Source organism: Halarchaeum nitratireducens (assembly GCF_017874695.1).
GTDB classification, from domain to species: Archaea; Halobacteriota; Halobacteria; order Halobacteriales; family Halobacteriaceae; genus Halarchaeum; species Halarchaeum nitratireducens.
In genome coordinates this window covers 93,073-114,487 of sequence record NZ_JAGIKY010000005.1, presented here as the reverse complement: position 1 = coordinate 114,487, position 21,415 = coordinate 93,073, and the positions used below count along the sequence as shown (strand labels likewise).

Genomic DNA, 21,415 nt, shown 5'->3' with positions numbered 1-21,415 from the left:
GTGTATCCAGCAACCTATTACGACGATATTGGTGTAAAAATATGGTCGTCAACCCTGTATACAGGGACTATCGAACGAAACCGTTCGACCAGCGGACGCATCGAACAGCATCAGACCTTGATCACAGAAGCATTTATTAGGCTTGATTCGAAAGACATTGCCTGTCATGGCGACAGAGCCAGAATCGGCGGTCGATCAGACTATCGATCATCCAGTCGATCCCCTCACACGGAGCGAGATCGAGGCTGCACGCGACATCCTCGAAAGCGAACGGGACATTGACTCCGCGACTCGCTACGTGAAAATCGTCCTCGACGAGCCTTCGAAGGACGCTCTCCGCGACTACGAAAAGAACGGCACCGTGCCATCCCGCAAGGCGTTCGTCATACTCCGTGACCCGATCGAGAAGGCGACGTACGAGGCGTACATCTCCCTCACCGACGGCGAACTCACGTCTTGGGAACACATCGAAGGGGTCCAGCCGTCCATCACACTCGAGGAGTTCGATCGTTGCGAAGAGACCGTAAAAGCGAACGAAGAGTGGCGGCAGGCCGTCGCGAAACGCGGCGTCGAGAACTTCGACCTCGCTATTGTTGACCCCTGGTCCGCCGGCCACCACCTCGTCCCCGACGACATCGACACCGACCGTCGCCTCTCGCACGCGATGTCCTTCATCCGGACCAGCGAAGACGACAACGGATACGCCCGCCCGCTCGACGGCGTCCACGCCTGGGTCGATCTGGACGACATGGAGGTGGTCAAGGTACTCGACACCGGCGTCAGCGAGTCGAACGTCATCGACGAACTCGAAGACGCGCAGTACCGCGAGGAGCACCGAGACCTTCGCACCGACCTGAAGCCGTACAACGTCGATCAGCCCGAGGGGCCGAGCTGGGACATCGACGGCCGGAAAGTTGAGTGGCAGAACTGGCACTTGCGCGTCGGCTGGACGCAGCGCGAGGGACTCGTCCTCCACAATGTCGGCTACGAGGACGACGGTGAGATTCGCTCCGTCCTCAATCGCGCGTCCTGCGCCGAGATGTCCGTCCCGTACGGGAGCCGCGACCCCAACGAAAACTGGAAGAACGCCTTCGACGTCGGTGAGTACAACATCGGCAGTCTCGCCAATCCGCTCACAGAAGGCTGTGACTGTCTCGGCTACATGCACTACTTCGACGGCGTCATGTGCGATAGCAGTGGCGATGTCAACGTCATTCCGAACGCCATCTGCCTCCACGAGGAGGACTACGGTACCCTCTGGAAGCACACCGACTGGCGCACCGAGAACACCGAAGTGCGCCGAAACCGCCGACTCGTCATCTCCTTCGTCGCCACCGTTGGGAATTACGACTACCAGTTCAACTGGTACCTCTACCAGGACGGCTCCATTGAGGGGCAGGTGCGACTCACCGGTATCGACAGCGTCGGCCTCATGGCTCCCGACGAGGACCCTGGTGGGTTCGCCGAGGAACTCGCCCCACAGGTGAAGGGGATGATCCACCAACACTTCTTCAATTTCCGCCTCGATGTCGACATCGATGGCGCAGAGAACGAGCTCTACCGCGTCCAGAACCAGGCTGTCCCTGCGGGACCGAACGGCGTGCAGAACGACTGGCCTGGCGACCCCGAACAGATGAATCCGGCTGGGCAGGCGTTCTACGCTGAGAAAACCCAGCTCGAATCCGAACAGGAAGCCCAGGAACTCACCGACCCGCACAAGGGCCGCTACTGGCAGGTCGTCAATCCGAACAAGACGAACTGCGTCGACGAGCCGGCCGGATACAAGCTCGCGCCCGGCGAGAACGTCGAAGCGTGCGCGCAGCCCGGCTCAAGCGTGCAAGCGCGCGCGTCATTCATCGATAACCACATCTGGGCGACTCCACACCGCGACGACGAGCGGTTCCCCGCCGGCGAGTACCCGAACCAGAACCCCGGCAGTGAGGGTCTTCCCGAGTGGACCGAGGCTGACCGCTCGCTCGACGGCGAGGACATCGTGCTCTGGTATACGCTCGGCGTTAACCACATCACGCGCCCGGAGGACTGGCCAATCCTCCCAGTACATATCGCGAGCTTCAAGCTCGAACCGGTGAACTTCTTCGACGAGAATCCCTCGATAGACGTCCCTCCCGAACACGCCATCAAGGACGTCCAGCAGCGCCGGGCGGAGAAGTACGATGATCCCGACGCGGTGAGCCAGACTGACGACTGACGACTGCACGCGACAGCGGACGATAGCGATCGATGCCCCAGTACGTACACAGACTCGAACGGACCGCGTTACGACTACTGCCCGATCGCCCGTCACGCTCTCGACTCGGGGCGTGTTCGCGCGAGGACCGGCGGCTGACCGCGCCGAAACGGATCGGGCGAGGTGGTGGTGCGTGAGCGCTGTCGTCGAAAAGACAACGGTCGAACTGGGAGTGTTTGCGCTCGTCGGACTCCTCGGCGGCGCGCACTGCATCGGGATGTGCGGGCCGCTCGCGTCGCTCTACGCGGAGCGCTACGACGACCGGCGGGGCGGCATCGAACGCTCGACACTCGTCCGCCAGCAGCTCACGTTCAATCTCGGACGAACGGCCGGATACATCGCGCTCGGCTTCACGTTCGGTCTGTTAGGGACGGTCCTCTACGGCGCAGCGGCCGTGAGTCGATATGGGACGCTCGTTCGGGCCCTATTCGGTGTCGTCGTCGGCACGTTCATCGTTAGCGTTGGTCTCTATCGGCTGTCCGGTCGGATGGGGAGCGTACTGGACCGCGTTCCCGGTGGACGGCTCGGCGGACGAGCGTTCGGTCGGCTCCATCGGTCGGTCTCGTCGGCGCTGGACGGTTGGGTCGTCCCGCCGCGCGTGCTCGTGCTCGGCGCGACGCACAGCGTGCTCCCGTGTCCGCTGCTCTTCCCCGCGTACCTCTACGCGTTCACGCAAGCAGATCCGGTGTCAGGAGCCGTCGCGCTCGGCGTGCTCGGGATCTCGACGACGCCGACGATGCTCGCGGTCGGCACGACGGCCGGGTCACTCAACGGTCGCCACGGCATGCTTTCGAGACGCGCGCTCGGGGCGGTGTTTCTCGTAATGGGCTACATCCCGCTCTCGCACGGCCTCTCGATGCTCGGTATCGCCGTTCCAACCGTCCATCTACCGTTCTACCATCCCCTTCTTTTGCCATGAGCGGCTGCACGCACTGCGGTGCGTCGCTATCGGGGTCGCCTGTGACGGCATCGGACGTCGAGGGAACGTTCTGCTGCCGGGGATGTCTGGAAGCGTACCGCCTCTTGGGGGGGAGCTAGCGGGCGGGCACCGGTATCGGTGGACGAGTTCCGTCGCCGGTGTCGCGATCGGTCCCCCACAACGCTGCTACCGGCCGATAGGTCGTGATCTCCTCCGACATCGGATAGCCGGTGTCGGCGATCCGCCCGTCGGAATCTGAGTAGTCCTCGGGTGCTGACGGAGGACGCACCTCGGGGGGGAGTCTCGACGGCACGGTGACCGGCGAGAGAAGTCACTGAGATAACAGTCCTCCGCCGGCGACCGGGTTCTCGAAATCACCGGGATGACGACGTCCATCGGTCGAACTGCCAACACGGGGTAACATGTTCGCCGAAAAGGTTGACTTCATCCAAAATTTTATGCTTGCCTGGTGGCTGGTGGCTATTGTCATACCTATGGGAGGCAAGAATACGGAGCTTAAAACCGGCCAGCTAGGGTATTGGACCGCGGTCGCGATCGGCTTCGGTCTCGTCACCTCTTCGACGACGCTGTACGTCGCAGGGAGCGCAGTCAGCCAGATCGGCTCTGGGTTGATTATCAGCATGGCCATCGCGTTCGTACTGATGATTCTCACGGCATTTGGACTCTCCGAGGTCGCCACGATGTTTCCCGTCGCGGGAAGCTTCACGACGTACGCGAAACGGAGTTTCGGATCGAGCGCGGGCGTCGTTATCGGGCTCGTCTACTGGCTGGTGTTCATTGCGCTGGCCTCGGAGGCGAACATCGTCGGCCACATTTTAAACTTCGTGTTCCCAAACGTACTCTCGTGGCAGATTTGGGGAACGATACTGGTGGTCGGGTTCGTCGGAATCAACATCCTCGGCATCGACTGGGTCGGCAAAACCGCCGCCGTTCTCTTGATCGCACTCGCGGGTGCCATCGTAGTCATGTCGCTGCTCCAGATCGGCGGGTTCGGTGTCTCGCCGTTTGAACCGTCGCAGCTCTCGTGGTCGCCCGGTGGGTGGACGCCCATCCTGGCGTACATTCCGTTCGCTATCTGGTTGCTCGTCGGCTGGGAGGTCCTCGGGCCGCTCGCCGAGGAGGTCGAAGACGCGAAGAACGTCCTCCCGAAGGCGATGTTCACCGTGCTCGCGCTCGTCTTCGTCGTTCGCATCCCGTTCATCATCGCAATGGACGGATCGGTCGCCTCGCAGGCGCTCGCCTCCTCGCCGTTCCCGCAGGTGACCGCGTTCGAGGTGTTCTTCGGCGCCACCGGCAAGTGGATCATGGCGATCATCAGCTTCGTTGCGACGGGCGCGACGTTCAACGCCGTACTCGCCGGGACATCCCGGCAGCTCTGGAACCTCGGCCGCGAGGGCTACCTACCGGCGGTCCTCGGCCACATCAACCCTCGCTTCCAGACGCCGGATGCTGCACTCGTACTCACGGGCGGTATTATTCTCGTCCTCCTGTGGGTCGTGTCCGTCCCGACTGTCCTTGTCAACGCCGCGGCCGACCTGTTCATCGTGGTCTACATCACGATTCTGGCGAGCGTCATCGCGCTCCGCTACAAGTATCCGGACGCCGAGCGCCCGTTCTACGCGGGCGGCCCCGACTCGACGCCGATCGTCGCGGTGGTCGGCATCGTCGGTCTCTTGATCGCGTTGTTCTACTCGGGGAACTCGGTCCTGGTGACGACGCTCGGAATCCTGGTCGCGCTCTCCGTGGTCGCCGTGGGCCTCACGCAACTCAAGGCGAGACGGGACGCGAAGGCCACGCCGAGCGACTGAACTCCGAGTCGACTCGCCGCCCGAAACAAGAATCAACGGAACAGACATTCTACCGGTTCCCGGGGCGTTTCGTCGCGGCGGGCCGCGGTTCAGCGTCGACGTCCGCCACGCCGTCCCGACTGGCGGAACAGACGTTCCGCGTGCCGACATGGCGCGCACCCGATTCCCCGGGGACAGCCGCGCCGTCACCTGGCCGCGAGTCGGAGTCCCGCGAGAGCGAACGAACTCCGGACGCGTCCCGGCCTCGCATCGAATCACCATGGCCGCCCCCCGCTGGAAAACGTCAAAAAACTATTCGGGTGGGGGTGGCGCGTCCAGCGCGTCGGCTATTCGATTCGAAACCGCTATTTGAGCCGGCGAAACCTCCTCTCACTCGGTTTTCGAGAGACGCCGCATATTGTCGGGAGATAGATTTATAATATTTTATCGTAATAATAGGGATATGGGTGACTCCACCTACGACTACGTCGTCGTCGGCGCTGGTTCGGCGGGCTGCGTGCTCGCGAACCGCCTGTCGAGCGGAGACGCTGACGTCCTCCTCTTGGAGGCCGGCGCGCCCGACGACGACGACGCGATTCACACGCCCGCGCGGTTCCCGGAGCTCTTCGAGACGGACGCCGACTGGAACTATCGGAGCGTCCCACAACCGGAGCTGAACGACCGACAGCTCTACCACCCGCGCGGCCGCACGCTCGGCGGGTCGAGTTCCATGAACGCCATGATCTACGTCCGCGGCCACCCGTACGACTACGACCGGTGGGCGGAGCGCGGCGGCGACGCCTGGAGCTACGACGCGATGCTCGAACAGTTCAAGTGCTCCGAGAACCACGAGCGCGGCGCGGACGACTACCACGCCACCGGCGGCCCGCTGAACGTCGCGGAACCGCTGGACCCGCACCCGGTCTCCGAGGCGTTCGTCGACGCGATGGACGCGGCCGGTGTCAAACACAACCCGGACTTCAACGGCCCGACGCAGGCTGGATCCGGATTCTACGACCTCACGCAGTCGGACGGCGAACGCTGTAGCTCCGCGGCGGCGTTCGTGAAGCCGGCGCTCGACCGGTCGACTCTCGCCGTCGAAACGAACGCGCAGGCGACCCGCGTCACCTTCGACGGCGACCGCGCGACCGGCGTCGCGTACGAGCGCGACGGGACCGCTCACGAGGCTCGCGCCGAGCGCGAGGTGCTGCTGTCGGCGGGCGCGATCAACTCGCCACAGCTCCTGATGCTCTCCGGCATCGGGCCGGCCGAGCACCTCTCCAAGCACGGAATCGATGTACGCGTCGACCTCCCGCAGGTCGGTCGGAACCTCCAGGACCACCTCAAACTCGGCGTCGTGTACGAGCGGACCGCCGGGCCGGCGAACCCCGCGCCCTCCTCGAACGTGATCGAGACCGGCGCGTTCGTTCGGACCGACCCCGACGCCCCGGCACCCGACTTGCAGTTGCACAACGCCCCGGTCTACCTCCTCGAGCACGGCCTCGATGCCCCGGACGACGGTCGGAAGTACTTCACGATGATGCCGACCCAGATCCGTCCGGAGAGCACTGGGACCGTGCGCCTCGCGTCAAACGACCCGCACGAGTCCCCCGTCATCGACCCGCAGTACCTCACCGAGGACGGCGACATCGAGCCCCTCGTCGAAGGGGTCAAACTGGTCCGAGAGATCGTCGAGACCTCGCCGCTCGACGACTATCGCGGCGCGGAGGTGCATCCGGGTGAGTCGGTCACGTCCGACGAGGAGATCGAGGCGTTCGTCCGGGAGCACGCGACGACCGTCTACCACCCAGTGGGAACGTGCCGGATGGGGGCCGAGGGCGACGGCGTCGTCGACGACCGACTTCGCGTCCACGGCGTCGAAGGGCTACGCGTCACTGATGCCTCGATCATGCCCGAGATCGTCGGCGGGAACACGAACGCCCCCACGATCGCGATAGCGGAGCGCGCCGCGTCCTTTATCGAGGATGCGCGATGACGCCGGAAGAGTGACACTGATCTGACCATCGGTCGTGCTACTCTGCGGGATCGCTGGACGGCAGTGCGTCGGCTGCGTCGTCCCGGTGGGGCGTGCGGACATCGTATGCCCGTTCATGGGCCAGTAGCGTGTCGGGCGGCTTCGACGGTTGTCGCGTGGTGGTCAGTCGAGGGTAGGGGTTACGTTGAGTTGCTCCGCGTGGGCGCCCATCGGGATGTTAACGACGCCCTCGAAGTCGTTCTTGTCGTCGCAAAGCATCTTCCCGGTGGTCTTCATCGCGTGGAAGTCGATCAGGACGACGCCGATGACGGGAAGGACGACCTCCTCCCAGACGATCATGTAGAGACCATCCGCGATTTCGTAGTAACTGCACGGAGACGCTTCCGCGAGGCCGCGTTCTTCGCCACGCAAGCAGTGCCAGACGTAGCGCTCTTCGTTCAGGTAGATGTGCTCGTAGACGCTGTTATCGCTGTAGGTGTACCGCATACGCTTTCCCGTAAGGTCGTCCGTGCGTTCGTGTACCGCCGACCCTTCGGTAAACGGCTGACCAATCGTCGCGCAGTCGAACGCCACGTCACCGGCGGACAGCGATTTGCCCTCGTTCGCGTTCTCGAGTAGCAACTGGGGCATCTCCGATTTGGACGCGGGAATGCTTGCGGTGACGGACGTGGCGATTCCCCGGTTGAGGTCGAGGACCAGCGACGTGGAGGTTCGAGGCGCGTCGTCTCGCATGTGATCCACGAAGTAGATGTCGTCGCGTGGCTTCGTCGCAGTGTAGGCCGCTTGACCGCCCACGCCCTCGTCCGATCCGGCCGTTACCGTCCACTCGAGCGTTTCGGGATCGCGGAGCTCGTACTCCACGACGCGCCCGTCCTTGAAGTTGAGCGTGTACGACGACCCGGACAGCGAGTCGGTCGCCGGCATCTGGTTCTTCTCGTACTCGTCGGCGATGTCGCCCATCGGCACCCACTCGGAGCTTCCAGTCATGCTAGCATAGGTCCATTGCGGAACATCGGATGATAAAGCTATCTCCTGGAGGAATGGGCGCGATAGTCGGACAGTCGTCCCAGACGGAGGAGTCCGAGTGTCCGCGGCGTGATCCGTGGGACCAGGGGCGGCTATTCCGCGTTGTTGGCGGTCACCCACGCGCGACTCCTCACCGTCTCGGTCCCCCTGTGGTGCACGAAACCACGCGAACCCCGCGGACGAGTCGGCCTGACCGTCGGCGACGCGTCAGCGGTCCACGACCGCACGCGCACCGATCCGGCAGAGCGCAATAATCAATAATTTTAAATCAGTAGGGTTCGATAGCTTCGTTCGAACTATGAGCGCAGGATCGGAACCGACCAGTGGAGAGAGTGACGAGATCAAGCGACGCCACCGCGACGTCGCCGCGGACGTCCTTCCCGAACACCATCGGCTCTACGTCGGCGGTGAGTGGGTGGAGAGCGCGTCGGGCGAGACGTTCGCGACGCGGGACCCGACCACGGGCGAGGTGCTAGCGGACGTCCCCGCCGGCACGGCCGCCGACATCGACCGCGCCGTCAAGGCCGCCCGGAACGCCTATGAGGAGGTGTGGTCGGGCTACTCGCCGGGTGATCGCCAGCGCGTACTCGCCGATATCGCGCGCCGGGTGGAGGAGAACCAGGAGACGCTCGCGAAACTGGAGACGCTCGACACCGGCAAGACCGTCACGGAGGCGATGGGCGACATGGGCCTCGTCGTCGACCACCTCACGTACAACGCAGCGTTGGCGCGGTCCGTGACCGGCGAGACAGTCCCGACCGACGACCTCTTCGACCGCGACAAGCAGGTGTTCACGCTCCGCGAACCGTACGGCGTCGTTGGCGGTATCGTCCCGTGGAACTTCCCCCTCCTCATCGCCATCTGGAAGCTCGGACCCGCGCTCGCCGCCGGCAACACCATCGTCCTCAAACCCTCCGAGGAGACCCCGCTCTCCATTCTGAAGCTCATGGAACTCGTGGACGACGTGGCGCCGGACGGCGTCGTCAACGTCGTCACGGGCTACGGCGAGGACGCGGGCGCACCGCTGTCCAGCCACGACGACGTGGACAAGATCTCGTTCACGGGCTCGACCGACGTCGGCAAGGAGATCATGCGGACGGCCGTCGAGGACGTGAAGAAGACGACGCTGGAGCTCGGCGGGAAGAGCCCGCTCATCGTCTATCCGGACGCGGACGTCGAGATGGCCGTCGAAACGGCGATGATGGCGATCTTCTTCAACAAGGGCGAGTGCTGTGCGGCCGGCTCGCGGCTCTTCGTCCACGAGGACATCGAGGAGGAGTTCCTCGGCGCGTTCGCGGAGGCCGCGAGCGGGATGCAGATCGGCGACCCGCTTCTGGAGGAGACGGATCTCGGGCCGAAGGTCTCGCAGGGGCAGGTAGAGCGGACGGCGTCGTACGTTGAAGCGGCGCGCGAGAGCGGCGCGACGGTCCTCGCTGGCGGGGAACGTCCCGACGAGGACGCACTTGCGGACGGCGCGTTCTACGAGCCGACGATCATCGACGGCCTCGACCACGATCACCGTTCGGTCCAGGAGGAGATCTTCGGCCCGGTTGAGGAGACGTTCTCGTGGAGCGACGAGGACAAGGTCGTCGCGCGGGCGAACGACGTCGAGTACGGGCTCGCGGCGGGCATCATCACGGACGACATCACGCGCGCGCTGCGCACGGCGCGCGACCTGGACGCGGGCGTCGTCTGGATCAACCACTACAACGACGTGTCGGCCGGCCAGCCGTTCGGCGGCTACAAGCAGTCCGGCCTCGGCCGAGAGAACGGCCGGGAGGCACTCGACGAGTACACGCAGATGAAAGCCATCAACGTCAACCTCGGCTGAACGGGCCAGGTCGGACAGCGGCGTTTGCTCGTGAACAGCGACGCGTCGAGATATGTCACCTTCATATTATCTCCTATCATTTTATATTTCACGAGCCGAGTGAGGATGGTGTATGACAGCAGACCTCTCACCAAGCGTGGACTGGAACGCGCTCTACGTGGACGGGGAGTGGCGGGAGAGCGAGAGCGGAGAGACGATCGACGTCGAGGACCCCTCGACGCGCGAGGTGATCACGCAGGTCCCCGCCGGGACCGAGGCCGACGTCAACGCCGCCTACGAGGCCGCCGCCGACGCCCGGCAGGCGTGGGCCGCCCACCCACCCGCCGCGCGCGAGCAGGTCGTCCAGCAGGTCCTCCGGACACTCCAGGACTATCGCGAGGATGTCATCGACCTGCTCGTCGCGGAGGCGGGCGGGACGCGCGTGATGGCGGAGACGTCCGTCCAACTCGCCTCGGATCAGGCGAGCGAGGCAGCGACGCTCCCCCGTCGCATGAAGGGCGAGCATGCCGAGTCGAACATCCCCGACAAGGAACACCTGGTCCGACGAACGCCCACGGGCGTGGTGACGGTGATTTCGCCGTGGAACTTCCCGCTGAACCTCTCAATGCGCGCCGTCGCCCCCGCCATCGCCGCCGGCAACAGCGTCGTCCTCAAACCCGCCACCAACACGCCGATCACGGGCGGACTGTTGTTCGCGAAGCTCTTCGAGGAAACCGACCTGCCGCCGGGCGTCCTCAACGTCGTCACCGGGCGCGGGTCCGAGATCGGTGACCGCGTCGCCGGCCATCCCGAGAGCGACGTCGTCGCGTTCACCGGCTCCACCGAGGTCGGTCGGCGGGTGGGTGCGGCCGCGGGTAAGAACCTCGCGGAGGCCGCCCTCGAACTCGGCGGGAACAACGCGCACGTCGTCACTGACGGCGCCGACCTCGACGCAGCGATCGACGCGGGCGTCTTCGGGTCGTTCGTCCATCAGGGACAGGTCTGTATCAGCATCAACCGCCACATCGTCCACGAGGCCGTCTACGACGAGTACGTCGAACGCCTTACCGAGCGCGCCGAGGACCTCCCGCGGGGGAGCGCGCACGACCCCTCGACGGTGGTCGGGCCGATCATCGACGAGCGCCAGCGCGGGAAGATGCTCTCCTACGTCGAGGACACGGTCGACGCTGGCGCGACCCTCGAAACCGGCGGCGGCATCCACGAACTCGACGGCGTCGAGGATTCGCTGGTCGTGGAGCCGACCATCCTCTCCGGGGTGACGAACGAGATGCCGACGGCGTGTAACGAGCACTTCGGCCCGATCGCGCCCGTCATCCCGTTCTCCGACGTCGACGAAGCGATCGAGATGGCGAACGACACCGAGTACGGGCTCTCCGGGAGCGTCCACGCCGGCGACGTGGGGGCCGGTGCGCGCATCGCGCGGCGGATGGAGACGGGGCACGTCCACGTGAACGACCAGCCGGTGAACGACGAGGCGCACGTCCCGTTCGGTGGCATCGGGGCGTCCGGCGTCGGGACGTACAACGGCGAGGCGTTCCTCCGTGAGATAACCGAGAAGCAGTGGCTCTCTCTCCAGCACGAGCCCCGCGACTTCCCGTTCTAACCGCGGGAGACGATTCGCATGGGCGCCGACGCGCCCGTGCGGCACGAATTTTTAACCCAGGAGTGCGAGGTGTGGCGTATGAGCGAACGGCGCGTGGGGTCGGACGAGACGCTCTTTCGAATCGTGGAGGGGCTGGACGCAGCCGGTGACGCGGGCGTGACCGAGTTGGCGGAGCAGCTATCCCTGAGCAAGAGCACGGTGCATCGGCACCTCCAGACGCTCGCCGCGTGCGGGTTCGCGGTGAACGAGGACGGCCGGTATCGCCTCTCGCACGCGTGGTTCCGACTCGGGACGCGCGTTCGCTTTCGGGGGGCGTTCTATCGGGCGGCGCGAGACGAGATCCGCACGCTCTCGGCGGAGACCGGCCACACCACGTGGAGCGCGATCGAGGAGGACGGGCGGCTGATGTTCGTAGACGGCGCGGGGTCGAATCCGACGCCGAGCCCGGAGTTGCTCGTGGGTGACTGGGCTGACCTCGACGAGACGGCAGCCGGGAAGGCGATACTCGCGCACCTCCCGGAGCCGCGAATCGAGCGATTCGTCGAGACGCGGGCAGCAGAGAGCGGCGACGCGGTTCGGAAGACGATACGCGCGAGCGTCACGACCACTCGCGACCGCGGGTACGCGGTCAATCGCGAGGGCCATATCTCGGGAATCTACGCGCTCGGGATGCCGGTTATCGTGGACAGGAGCGTTCGCGGGGGGCTGTCGCTCGCGAGCGCGTCCCCGTCTATTCTGAACGCGGAGCATGACGAACTCGTTGACGCGCTCGCGGCGGCGGTCAGGCGAGTCGAACGCGCGCTCACCGATCAAGACGACGGATAAGACGACTCCCGAACTTCGTTCCGCGTAGCGGGATGGACGGGTGGCAGCCGTCTCCGTATTTACGGACATATCGACGTAAAACGACAGCTGAGGTCCGAATCCGGCCCGCTATCGTCTATCCCGTGATGGCGAACGTCCCGGCTAATCGGCCGGTATATGCTCTTTCGGCCGGTAATACGAGGTTTTATTATCTACAATGATAGATGACTGGGTATGTCACAGGTAGACAGCGAGTCGAGGCGCCTGGACGAACTCGCGGAGTACCACGTGGTCGACTGCGACTGTCACTACATGGAGTCCTTCGAGAACGTCGCCGAGTACTTCGAAGAGCCGTGGAAGACGCGCTTCGAGGGCTCGAACTTCGACGAGAAGGGCGCGAAGCAGAACCTCAGCTCCTTCTTCCCGTTCTCCACGGGCGACCGGCAAGCCTACGGGAAGATCACGCGCGAACACTCCTCCTACCCCGACGACCCGGAGACGCCGGAGCGCATCCGCGAGGGGATGGCGTCCATCGGCGTCGACGACACCCTCCTCATCTCCCACCTCATCCTCGCCGGCGCCGGCACCACCGCCGACGACGAGCGACAGGCCGCCTTCGCGAAGGCGTACGTCGAGTACATGAGCGAGGAAGTCCTCGACCCTGACGACGGGATTCACGGCCTCGCCCCCATTCCGTACTACGACGTCGACGCCTCGCTCGAAATCTTCGACATGATCGAGGACCGCGAGGAGTACGTCGGCGCGTGCTTCGTCACCGCGGGCGCGACCCCGCCGCTCGGCAACCGCAAGTACGATCCGCTCTACGAGCGCTGCGAGGACATGGATCTCGCCGCCGTCTTCCACACGGGCGGCGCCGGCCTCGACGAGTACGTGCGTGGAGGCTACGAGGAGATGATCGAAACGCACACGCTCGGCTTCCTCGAATCGAATATGTCCCAGATCGTCAGCCTCGTCTGTCAGGGTGTTCCCGAAAAGTTTCCCGACCTCGATATCACGTTTATGGAATCCGGCGTCACCTACCTCCCGGGGCTCATCACTCGCCTCGACGAGGAGTACCTCAAGCGCCCGGAGGAGGCGCCACTCCTCGAGAAGAAGCCTGGCGAGTACATCACGGACTTCTACTACGGCACCCAGCCCCTCGAGGTCTCGGCTGATCCCGAATACCTCGGGAAGTGCGTGGAGATGGTGGGCGCGGACAGCCTGATGTTCGCCTCGGACTACCCGCACTGGGACTACGACCGACCGACCACCGTGCTCGACCTGCCGTTCCTGGACGAGGACGAGAAAAAGCAGATCCTCTCCGGGAACGCGGTGGAGGTGTTCGGCCTGTGAGCAGCGACTTGGTGGAAGTCGGCTCCGCAGACGAGTTCGAGGACGGAGACCGAGCGTTCGTCGATGTGGACGGTGTCGAGGTCGGTGTGCTCCACGTCGAGGGCGAGTACTACGCGCTCCGGAACTACTGCATGCACGACGGCGGACCGGTCTGCGAAGGCGAGACGCAACGTAAACTCGTCGGTGAGTTCGAGGAACCCGGCAAGCGCGTTGACAAATCCTATACCGATGAGGAGTGCATCGTCTCGTGCCCGTGGCACGGATGGTCGTACGACCTCGACAGCGGTGAGCACCTCGCGGATAGTGACATCATCCTCCCCACGTGGAACACCGTTGTTGAGGATGGGACGGTCTACGTCGGCGACCGAAAGACCTGATAGTGTGGTATAATAACGAAATCAAGAAAAAGTCATAAATGGGAGCTTTAATATATTTCTGGGGAATTATGGTACTATGTAGTCATATAGGGTTCGAGACAGACATAGTGTAGTTCTCAGTGTTGGTCCTAACTATCGACGGCGGCTGACCATAGACCGCTTAAGTGCTCTATCTTGGTGCGATACTACAAAGCCGTTCCGCCAGTGCAGATACCCTGTCTTCCGTGGCGTAGCCGCCTTATCGTCCGTATCACCATGACACATCGCTATGCTCGGAGCGTAGAACATAGCTATTCCGGGGACTACTCGTTTAGCGTCTCCTTGATGAGTGTGGTTTTATCAATCTATTGGTCAGATGTTCGGTTATTATAGTAATGTTAAAGCTATTCAATATTGTTGGCATCGTGTTTAGTTAAGCGAATTCCACCAGACGGCGAAGGCTTGCAACCACGTTTCGGCGGTCTCCGGATCGACGTGGCTGAAACTATTGCTAAACGATGAAGTACGTCGTTTTATTTCTCGAAATATACGTTCGATGGCGTTCCGATTTCCATGACGAACGGTTTGAAATCGGAGTTCAGCTCGATGCAGTGCAGCCGCTAGATGCTGGGCGTGATCGACGAGAAATACGGTGTCGGAGACGTCGTGTTTCTCACGAACCTCCCGAAGGAACTGCTGCGTTAATGCCGTCGTAGTCGTCGTAAACAGCCGTATATGCAGGAATCTGTTTGTTTCGGGATCGACAGCGGCGTACAGCCAGAACTGCTGGCCGTTGATTCGGATCACCGTCTCGTCGAGCGCGACGTGATCCGGACTCGCGTCGCTGGCGGGCTGTAGATCGGCCTTCTGCACCCAGTCGTGCACGGCCTTCCGTGACCGTTCGACACCGAACTTCTCAAGTTCTGAGACGGTATTCGAAAGTGAGAGTCCCGACAGATGGAGTCGAATACTGAGCTCCATCAGCTCACTCGGTGTCCGCTCTCGCTCCACAAAATCCAACTCGATCCAGTCGCTACGACCGCTGAGGCGGGTGATTTCTGCCATAGACCAGCACAAAATCACCACGCCTCACTTTTCAGCCTTAACTAAACACCGCCCCCCCAGTTGCCCCGTAATCGCGTTTATCGCCGTATCTCACGGAATCAAGCCGTCAGATCGGTGCCATCGTGTCTGGACAACACACCGATACGACTCAGCTACACACCAAAGTATATTGTTGTATTCTCACAATATTCATCACTGTTAAGATTCTGTCAACGGCGCCAAACGGCACTGTCTGGCTAAGCCAATTTGAGAAATGAGCAGGTCGTTAGTTTTGATGTCTAGGCGAAGCCGTCAAAGATCGCGGTTGACGAGACCGTTATCAAGATCAATGGCGGGTAGAGGGCAGCTCTGTCGAATGCCTATATGTATGCTCACTTAATCCGTTCCCAAGAGGGGTGTGTATCGAGGGTTCGAACGGCGGATTGGAGCTCCGACTGAAGTGCACCGTAAAATTGTTCGCGGCCGACCGGTGTCTGGACGCGGATCAGTGAGGTCTCGCTCGTAACCTCGAAGATCGACAACCGCCACTGCTCATCTTGAGAGCGCCATCTGCCGAGACGCGTCGCTTGCTCATCTCGAATGGAGGACGTGCCCAACTCCCAACTCTGTCGGGTCAGATGAGACAGTTCAAATGGGACGACATCGGGAAGCGTGGCGGAACATCCGCTCTTTCCTCGATTGTTATGAACTGCCATGTGTCTACGTGTGAATTAATCAGTAAAAAGTGTTTATTTCGATGACTAGTCCATGGTGCCGGTTGGCGCCCCGTCCGCAACGGACGTCTATCACGGCTCCCAGCTGAGTAGCGAAAACCCTCCGCTGCGGGCTCGACGTGGCGTCGACGCCCCTCGCGTGGAGCGTCAGTCGCGGGCGGTCGACTCGAGTCGGCGAACGTCGGCGAGCACTGCGGACGCGGTCTCCGGGCCGCCGGTGCCGCGACCCGAGACGTTCAGTCGGCCGGCGTCCGTCGTCCCGATCTGGACGACGTTCTCGGTGCCCGAGACGGCGAGCGGGGAGTTCGTCGGGACGGTCCGCGGGGCGACGCGGACCGACCCGTCCACGACCTCGCCGATGAGGCGCACCGTCCGACCGTCTCCGCTCGCCAGCCGAAGCGCGTTACTCGATACGTCGACGATTCCCTCCACGTCCGCGTCCGCGAGCGTGTACTCGCGTTCGCCCCGCGCGAGTACGTTCGCGACGATGACGCACTTCAGCGCCGCGTCGGTCCCCTCCACGTCGAAGGACGGGTCTGCCTCCGCGACGCCGAGGTCCTGCGCCTCCGCGAGGACGTGCTCGTAGTCGAGGCCCTCGACGGCCATCCGCGAGAGCACGAAGTTCGCCGTCCCGTTCAGCACGCCCCGGATGCCGGTCACGTGCGCCGGGCCGCAGTCCTCGATCGTCGAGAGGACCGGCATCGCACCGCCGACCGTGGCCTCGAAGCGGAGGCGCCCCTCGCTCTCGCGCTCCAGCGCCCGGACGTCCGCGTAGCGTTCCGCGACCGGTCCCTTGTTCGCGAGGACGACGTCCCGGTCGCGCTCGAAGGCGGCGCGAACGTGGTCGTACGCGGGTCGCGCGTCGCCGAGCGTCGTCGGCGTCGCCTCCACGAGACAGTCGTACGCTCCGTTCAGGGCGTCCTCCGGATCGCCGCTCCCGACGCGTCCCTCGTCGCGCTTGCGGGCGAGGGCGGACTCGACGTCGATACCGGCGGCGTCCGTGACCGCGCTGCGCGAATCCGCCAGCGCGGTGACGGTGTGGCCGTACTCGGCGGCCAGCTCCGCGACCGACGCACCGACCGCGCCGGTGCCGACGATCGCGAGCCTCATACGCCGCCCTCGTAGAGCGGCTCGACGACTTGCAGGTCCTTCTCGTCCGCGATCTCCCGGATCACCGAGAGCGTGTGCCCCGTCTCGCCCTCCTCGATCCCGAGGCGGAGGCGGCCGCTGGAGATGTCGCTCGATCCCTGCGGGGCGGAGAGTTCGAAGTCGGAGATGGTGCTGTTCGTGTTCTCGCGGATCCGCGTGAGCGTCTCCGAGAGACCGGTGTCGACCAAGTCGCCGGAGAGGAGAACGGTGAGGGACTCGCTGTAGCGTTCCGTCCCGGCCTGGATGACGTTGATGCCCTCGGTTCGGAGTTCGTCGACGATCGCCTCGTAGCGCTCGGGCGTGGCTTCGAGGTCGACCTCGACGGGGATGTGCCCGCGCGGGGTCTTGTCGCCGCGCTCGTGGAAGATCGAGAGGAGGTTCCCACCCTTCTCGCCGATGGGCCGGAGCGCCCGGAGGAGCTCGCCGGGTTCGTCGACCAGTTCGAGCCGGATCGTGTACGTGGTCGGCTCGCGGGTCTCACTCATCGGCGCTCACCGTCTGGCAGAGGCGATCAGGCATTGTGGGCTGATACGGAGGGACTGGCTTAAGCGCCCCGGTGTCCGATGCGGATCTATCGGCGTCGACAGGCCGGCTCGCGGCGTTTCCTGACGCCGAGCGGTTACCGCTTCGGGAGAGCGGTCACGCGGGCGTCTCCCGTTCGGCGAGCTTCTCGGTGAGCGAGTCCAGTTCCGTGACGTCCTCGCGTGCGATCTGGAGCGCCTCGATGAGGGCCGCGAGTTTCCGAACGGGGATCTGTCCCGGTGCGTACTCGCTCGTGTCCTCCGCGAGCGGCGCGTAGCCGAGTTTCGAGCCGTAGAGCGGGGCGACGACGCGACTGTGACTGCCCAGTCCGCCCATCGAGATGCCAGCGACGTCTCGCCCGTCGTTCGACGCGTCGTTGATCGCCTTCAGGAGACGCAGGACGTCGTCGTTACGCTGCGGGTACGTCGCGACCTTGGCGATGTCCCCGTACTGCGCGCACTGTTCGATGATCGCGTCGAGGACGTCCTGCTCCGGCGTCGCATCGAAGTCGTGGTGTGAGACGACGAGGTCGACGTCGTTCTCCCTGAACTCGTCGAGGACCCAGCCCGTTCCGCGCGCGGTCTCCAACTCGATGTCGACGAGCTCGACGGACTCGAATCGGGACGCCGCCGACAGCCGATCGAGTCGGCCCGTGTCGGTCGCTTCGCCGCCGAACCACTTCGCCCGGTTCGTCGCGAGGATCGGGAGGTCGCCGTCGTAATCGGACAGTTGGCCGATCGGGTCCTCGGCGCTGTCCATTCGGAACTCGAGTACGTCCGCTACCGCCCGCGCGTCGGCCTCCCGACTGAGGTCGTTCGTTGTTGCAGCGAGAGCGAACCCATCCAGATTCATGACACACTGTACCACTCCCTGCCGTATAAACCTTCTCAGGATGACTCGGGCGTGTTTCCGACGCTCCAGACGGCACAGTTCGATTCGCCACGATGCGGGTGACGGGAGCAGCGGGCGAGGCGAGTGTACCGTCCGTAGCCGCGAGCGAGACGAAGCGTCAGGACGGGGGCGTCGTCGCCCCGCCGACGCGGGCGAGTGCCGCCTTCACGCGGCCGCGCAGCGTGTCGCCCACGCTCCTGGACTCCGTGGAGAGGGCGCGCGCGCTGTTTGCGACGACGAGGAGGCTGCTCGTTCCCATCGCGGCCGCGGCGACGAGCGGATTGAGCAGTCCGACGAGCGCGAGCGGCACCGCGAGCGCGTTGTAGCAGAACGCCCACGCGAGGTTTTCGCGGGTCCGCCGGCGCGTCGCGCGCGCCACGCCGAAGAGGGCGGGGAGGGCGTCGAGGCTGTCGCTCGTGATGACGGCGTCCGCGGCGTCGACGGCCATCGCGGTGCCGTCCCCGATCGCCACGCCGAGGTCGGCGGCGGCGAGCGCGGGCGCGTCGTTCGTCCCGTCGCCGACCATCGCCACCGTCCCGTCCGTTCGCAGGCGATCGACGACCGAGGTCTTCCCCTCCGGGGGGACGCCAGCGAACACCTCGTCGACTCCCGGATGGTCGCGGAACCGATCCGCGGCGGCGCTCTCGTCGCCCGTGAGGACGATGACGCGGTGCGTCGCCGCGAGGTCGTCGACGACCGCCGTCCACTCCGTTCGGGGCTCGTCGCCCGCGACGGCGATGGCGCGTGCGACGCCCCCCGTCCCGACGACGATCGGCACGAGTCCGTTCGCGTCACCGCGGGTCGCGCGGGCGGCGAGGGCGTTCGGAAGCGTCCACCCCTCGGACTCGAAGAGCGCCGGTCGGCCGACGAGGACGCGCTCGCCGTCGACCGTCCCGCTGACCCCCGTTGCGTGGCGTTCGACGTCCGCGACGGTGTGGTCGTCCGCCGTGTCCGCGTACGCGCAGACGGCGCCGGCGACCGGGTGGTCGGCGTACCGTTCGAGCGCCGCCGCCGCGTCGAGGGCCTCCTCGTCACCGACGACGTCGCGAACGCGCATGTCCCCGGTAGTGAGCGTCCCCGTCTTGTCGAAGGCGACGACGTCGACGTCGCCGCCCCGCTCGAACACCGTGGGGCCCGTGACGACCACGCCGCGCGCGAGGGCGCTTCGGATCCCGTTGGAGACGGCGAGCGGCGTCGCGAGCCCGAGCGCGCACGGACAGGAGACGACGAGGACGGTGAGCGCGGTGAGGACGGCGGTGTCGACGGCGGAGCCGAGGACGAGGTACGCGACGAACGCGAGGCCGGCGAGCGCGAGGACCGCGGGCACGAAGACGCCCGCGATTCGGTCGGCGAGGTGTTGAACGCCGCCGTGCGTGCTCTGTGCCTCCCAGAGGGTCGCGACGATGCGGTCCATCGTGCTCTCCGTCTCCGTGACCGCGACGGTCACCCCACCGGCGACGAGGACGCTCCCGCCGACGACGTCGTCACCGGGGTCGACCTCGCGGGGGTTCGACTCCCCGGTGAGGAGCGACTCGTCGACCGCGCCGTCGCCGTCCGCGATCGTCCCGTCGAGCGGCACTCGCTCGCCCGTCGACACGACGACGCGGTCGCCGACTTCGACGTCGTCGAGCGCGCGCTCCTCGGTCCCGTCCGCGGTGACGACCGTGGCGGTGTCGACGCTGTCGGCCGTCAGCTCGGCGAGGCCCGCGCTCGCCCGCGATTTCACCTTCGTCTCCCAGTGTTCGCCCGCGGTGACGGCGAGGGTGATGACCACCGGGATGTCGAAGTACACCTCGACGCCGCCGAGGACGAGCACCGCGAGGCTGTAGACGAAGGCGGCGCCCGCGGCGAGGGCGACGAGGAGGTCCATGTTCGGACGGCGTGCGCGCAGGCTGACGAGCGCCCCGCGGAAGATGGGATAGCCCGCGAACGCCGTCGCGGCACCCGAGAGGACGGCGACGTTCCAGAAGAGGTACTGGCCGCCGACGCCGCGCGGGTCGAAGAACGGAACGAGCGGGTCGCCGCCGAGGTAGAGCGGGTAGAGGAAGACGACGTACCAGAGCATCACCATCATGCCGAAGAAGCCGCCGGCGAGCAGGCGCACGCCCGTGGTGAGCGTCTCCGTCCGCTCGGCGTCGGCGTCGGGATCGGCGACCCGGTACCCGTAACCCGAGAACGCGTCCGCGATCTCCTCGCGCTCGCTCGCCTCGGGGTCGTAGACGACCTTCAGCGCGTCGTTCGCGTAGCTCGCGGCGGCCTCGTGGACGCCGTCGGCGTCGGCCGCGCGGCTTTCGAGGAACGCCTCGCACGTCGCGCAGTGCATGCCCTCAACCGAGAAATAGGCCGTCTCGGCGCCGTCGGGGACCTCGCTCGCCGCGTCGTCGTCGTTCGCGCTCTCGCGGACCGCCGCGCGGACGTCCTCGGGATCCGCGTCCGCGACGGCCGCGTCGTCGAGAGTGCGCGCGACTTCGAGGCAGCCCCGACAACAGAACGCACCCTCGACGCCGTCGGCGGTGACGGGGGGGTCGGGCGTCGGGAGGTCGCAGAGCGTGCAGTGCGTCTGGTCGGACATCGGGGATTACTGGGTCGGGACGGGCGCGAGCTGGACGGTCTTCCGCGAGGGCTGGTTGCCGATCGTGACGGTGGTCTCGACGCTCGCGGGCGACGCGTCCGCCGGGAGGGCGTACTCTGCGGTGAAGGTCGCCGTCTCGTCCGGTGCGACGGGGTCGGTGGTGTAGCCGCCCTCGACGGTGTCGCCGCCCTCGGTGGTGACGGCGCCGAGTTCGAGGCGGTAGGGCGCGTCGGCGGTGTTGCGGACGGCGACCACGAGCCGGAGGCGGCGGCCGTCTTCGACCGATTCGAGCACCGCGTTCTGCAGCTTCTGCCGCGTGTCGAGGTCGGGGCGGAGGTCGCCGCCGATACCCACCGAGACGCCGGTCGGTTGCGTCCACGAGCTGTCCTCGCCGAAGTCGTTCTGCAGGAGACCGACGAGGGTCTCCGTCTCGACGACGATCGGGATGGCGATGCTGATCGGTGCGAAGTAGCGGACGAACGAGCGGCGACTCCAGACGTCGCTCTCCGTCTCGGCGTCGTCCGCGTCGTCGCTCGGGGTGGATGCGTGTTCCGTCATG

General features: G+C 65.1%; 16 protein-coding genes. 9 read left to right on the top strand and 7 right to left on the bottom strand.

What is annotated here, in order from left to right; genetic code table 11:
• Window positions 1–166 precede the first annotated feature (166 nt).
• The 4 genes from J2754_RS06840 (at window position 167) to J2754_RS06825 (ending at window position 6,971) form a co-directional block, all read left to right on the top strand.
• Complete coding sequence (locus J2754_RS06840) at window positions 167–2,209, top strand: primary-amine oxidase (RefSeq protein WP_188879270.1); 2,043 nt, start codon at window positions 167–169, stop codon at window positions 2,207–2,209.
• A gap of 172 nt (window positions 2,210–2,381) precedes the next feature.
• Window positions 2,382–3,167, top strand: coding sequence for a sulfite exporter TauE/SafE family protein (locus J2754_RS06835; RefSeq protein WP_229772867.1), 786 nt, complete (start codon window positions 2,382–2,384; stop codon window positions 3,165–3,167).
• Window positions 3,168–3,589: 422 nt separating this feature from the next.
• Window positions 3,590–4,996: an APC family permease gene (locus tag J2754_RS06830; protein ID WP_229772866.1), complete on the top strand. Its 1,407-nt coding sequence runs from the start codon at window positions 3,590–3,592 to the stop codon at window positions 4,994–4,996.
• 442 nt (window positions 4,997–5,438) lie between these two features.
• A complete protein-coding gene (locus J2754_RS06825; protein WP_188879268.1) occupies window positions 5,439–6,971 on the top strand; it encodes a GMC family oxidoreductase in 1,533 nt (510 codons plus the stop codon).
• Between the two features lie 162 nt (window positions 6,972–7,133).
• Here J2754_RS06825 and J2754_RS06820 read toward each other — a convergent pair whose 3' ends face one another.
• The gene (locus tag J2754_RS06820; RefSeq protein WP_229772865.1) at window positions 7,134–7,958 is read right to left on the bottom strand and encodes a MoaF C-terminal domain-containing protein; all 825 of its coding nucleotides are present in this window, start codon (window positions 7,956–7,958) and stop codon (window positions 7,134–7,136) included.
• Between the two features lie 337 nt (window positions 7,959–8,295).
• Between J2754_RS06820 and J2754_RS06815 the strand changes: the two genes are divergently transcribed.
• The 5 genes from J2754_RS06815 to J2754_RS06795 all read left to right on the top strand — a co-directional run bounded on the left by J2754_RS06815 (window position 8,296) and on the right by J2754_RS06795 (window position 13,965).
• On the top strand, window positions 8,296–9,828 hold the full coding sequence (locus J2754_RS06815) for an aldehyde dehydrogenase family protein (RefSeq protein ID WP_211086997.1): 1,533 nt from the start codon (window positions 8,296–8,298) through the stop codon (window positions 9,826–9,828).
• A gap of 112 nt (window positions 9,829–9,940) precedes the next feature.
• On the top strand, window positions 9,941–11,431 hold the full coding sequence (locus J2754_RS06810) for an aldehyde dehydrogenase family protein (protein ID WP_211086996.1): 1,491 nt from the start codon (window positions 9,941–9,943) through the stop codon (window positions 11,429–11,431).
• Between the two features lie 78 nt (window positions 11,432–11,509).
• Window positions 11,510–12,256 (top strand): IclR family transcriptional regulator, encoded by a 747-nt coding sequence (locus J2754_RS06805; RefSeq protein ID WP_188879265.1) that lies wholly within the window; start codon window positions 11,510–11,512, stop codon window positions 12,254–12,256.
• A gap of 213 nt (window positions 12,257–12,469) precedes the next feature.
• On the top strand, window positions 12,470–13,588 hold the full coding sequence (locus J2754_RS06800) for an amidohydrolase family protein (protein WP_188879264.1): 1,119 nt from the start codon (window positions 12,470–12,472) through the stop codon (window positions 13,586–13,588).
• Complete coding sequence (locus J2754_RS06795; RefSeq protein WP_188879263.1) at window positions 13,585–13,965, top strand: Rieske (2Fe-2S) protein; 381 nt, start codon at window positions 13,585–13,587, stop codon at window positions 13,963–13,965. The genes J2754_RS06800 and J2754_RS06795 overlap by 4 nt, the downstream gene beginning before the upstream one ends.
• A 408-nt stretch (window positions 13,966–14,373) precedes the next feature.
• Here the strand turns inward: J2754_RS06795 and J2754_RS06790 are convergent, their stop codons facing one another.
• The 6 genes from J2754_RS06790 to J2754_RS06765 all read right to left on the bottom strand — a co-directional run bounded on the left by J2754_RS06790 (window position 14,374) and on the right by J2754_RS06765 (window position 21,414).
• Window positions 14,374–15,009: an IS6 family transposase gene (locus tag J2754_RS06790; RefSeq protein ID WP_188879262.1), complete on the bottom strand. Its 636-nt coding sequence runs from the start codon at window positions 15,007–15,009 to the stop codon at window positions 14,374–14,376.
• An 860-nt stretch (window positions 15,010–15,869) separates the two neighbouring features.
• Entirely contained in the window at window positions 15,870–16,832 is a 963-nt protein-coding gene (locus J2754_RS06785; protein WP_188879261.1) for a homoserine dehydrogenase, read from the bottom strand.
• Window positions 16,829–17,356 (bottom strand): amino acid-binding protein, encoded by a 528-nt coding sequence (locus tag J2754_RS06780; protein ID WP_188879260.1) that lies wholly within the window; start codon window positions 17,354–17,356, stop codon window positions 16,829–16,831. The genes J2754_RS06785 and J2754_RS06780 overlap by 4 nt, the downstream gene beginning before the upstream one ends.
• Window positions 17,357–17,510: 154 nt before the next feature.
• A complete protein-coding gene (locus tag J2754_RS06775; protein ID WP_188879259.1) occupies window positions 17,511–18,245 on the bottom strand; it encodes a type I 3-dehydroquinate dehydratase in 735 nt (244 codons plus the stop codon).
• 157 nt (window positions 18,246–18,402) lie between these two features.
• Window positions 18,403–20,856, bottom strand: a complete 2,454-nt coding sequence (locus J2754_RS06770; protein WP_188879258.1) for a heavy metal translocating P-type ATPase — start codon at window positions 20,854–20,856, stop codon at window positions 18,403–18,405.
• Between the two features lie 6 nt (window positions 20,857–20,862).
• Window positions 20,863–21,414, bottom strand: a complete 552-nt coding sequence (locus tag J2754_RS06765) for a hypothetical protein (protein ID WP_188879257.1) — start codon at window positions 21,412–21,414, stop codon at window positions 20,863–20,865.
• Window position 21,415: the final 1 nt, after the last annotated feature.

Coding starts and splice junctions, on each gene's coding strand:
- J2754_RS06820 (WP_229772865.1), bottom strand. CDS start 7,958: ATGACTGGAAGCTCCGAGTGGGTGCCGATGGGCGACATCGCCGACGAG.
- J2754_RS06825 (WP_188879268.1), top strand. CDS start 5,439: ATGGGTGACTCCACCTACGACTACGTCGTCGTCGGCGCTGGTTCGGCG.
- J2754_RS06770 (WP_188879258.1), bottom strand. CDS start 20,856: ATGTCCGACCAGACGCACTGCACGCTCTGCGACCTCCCGACGCCCGAC.
- J2754_RS06765 (WP_188879257.1), bottom strand. CDS start 21,414: ATGACGGAACACGCATCCACCCCGAGCGACGACGCGGACGACGCCGAG.
- J2754_RS06775 (WP_188879259.1), bottom strand. CDS start 18,245: ATGAATCTGGATGGGTTCGCTCTCGCTGCAACAACGAACGACCTCAGT.
- J2754_RS06790 (WP_188879262.1), bottom strand. CDS start 15,009: ATGGCAGAAATCACCCGCCTCAGCGGTCGTAGCGACTGGATCGAGTTG.
- J2754_RS06815 (WP_211086997.1), top strand. CDS start 8,296: ATGAGCGCAGGATCGGAACCGACCAGTGGAGAGAGTGACGAGATCAAG.
- J2754_RS06780 (WP_188879260.1), bottom strand. CDS start 17,356: ATGAGTGAGACCCGCGAGCCGACCACGTACACGATCCGGCTCGAACTG.
- J2754_RS06785 (WP_188879261.1), bottom strand. CDS start 16,832: ATGAGGCTCGCGATCGTCGGCACCGGCGCGGTCGGTGCGTCGGTCGCG.
- J2754_RS06805 (WP_188879265.1), top strand. CDS start 11,510: ATGAGCGAACGGCGCGTGGGGTCGGACGAGACGCTCTTTCGAATCGTG.
- J2754_RS06800 (WP_188879264.1), top strand. CDS start 12,470: ATGTCACAGGTAGACAGCGAGTCGAGGCGCCTGGACGAACTCGCGGAG.
- J2754_RS06810 (WP_211086996.1), top strand. CDS start 9,941: ATGACAGCAGACCTCTCACCAAGCGTGGACTGGAACGCGCTCTACGTG.
- J2754_RS06830 (WP_229772866.1), top strand. CDS start 3,590: ATGTTCGCCGAAAAGGTTGACTTCATCCAAAATTTTATGCTTGCCTGG.
- J2754_RS06840 (WP_188879270.1), top strand. CDS start 167: ATGGCGACAGAGCCAGAATCGGCGGTCGATCAGACTATCGATCATCCA.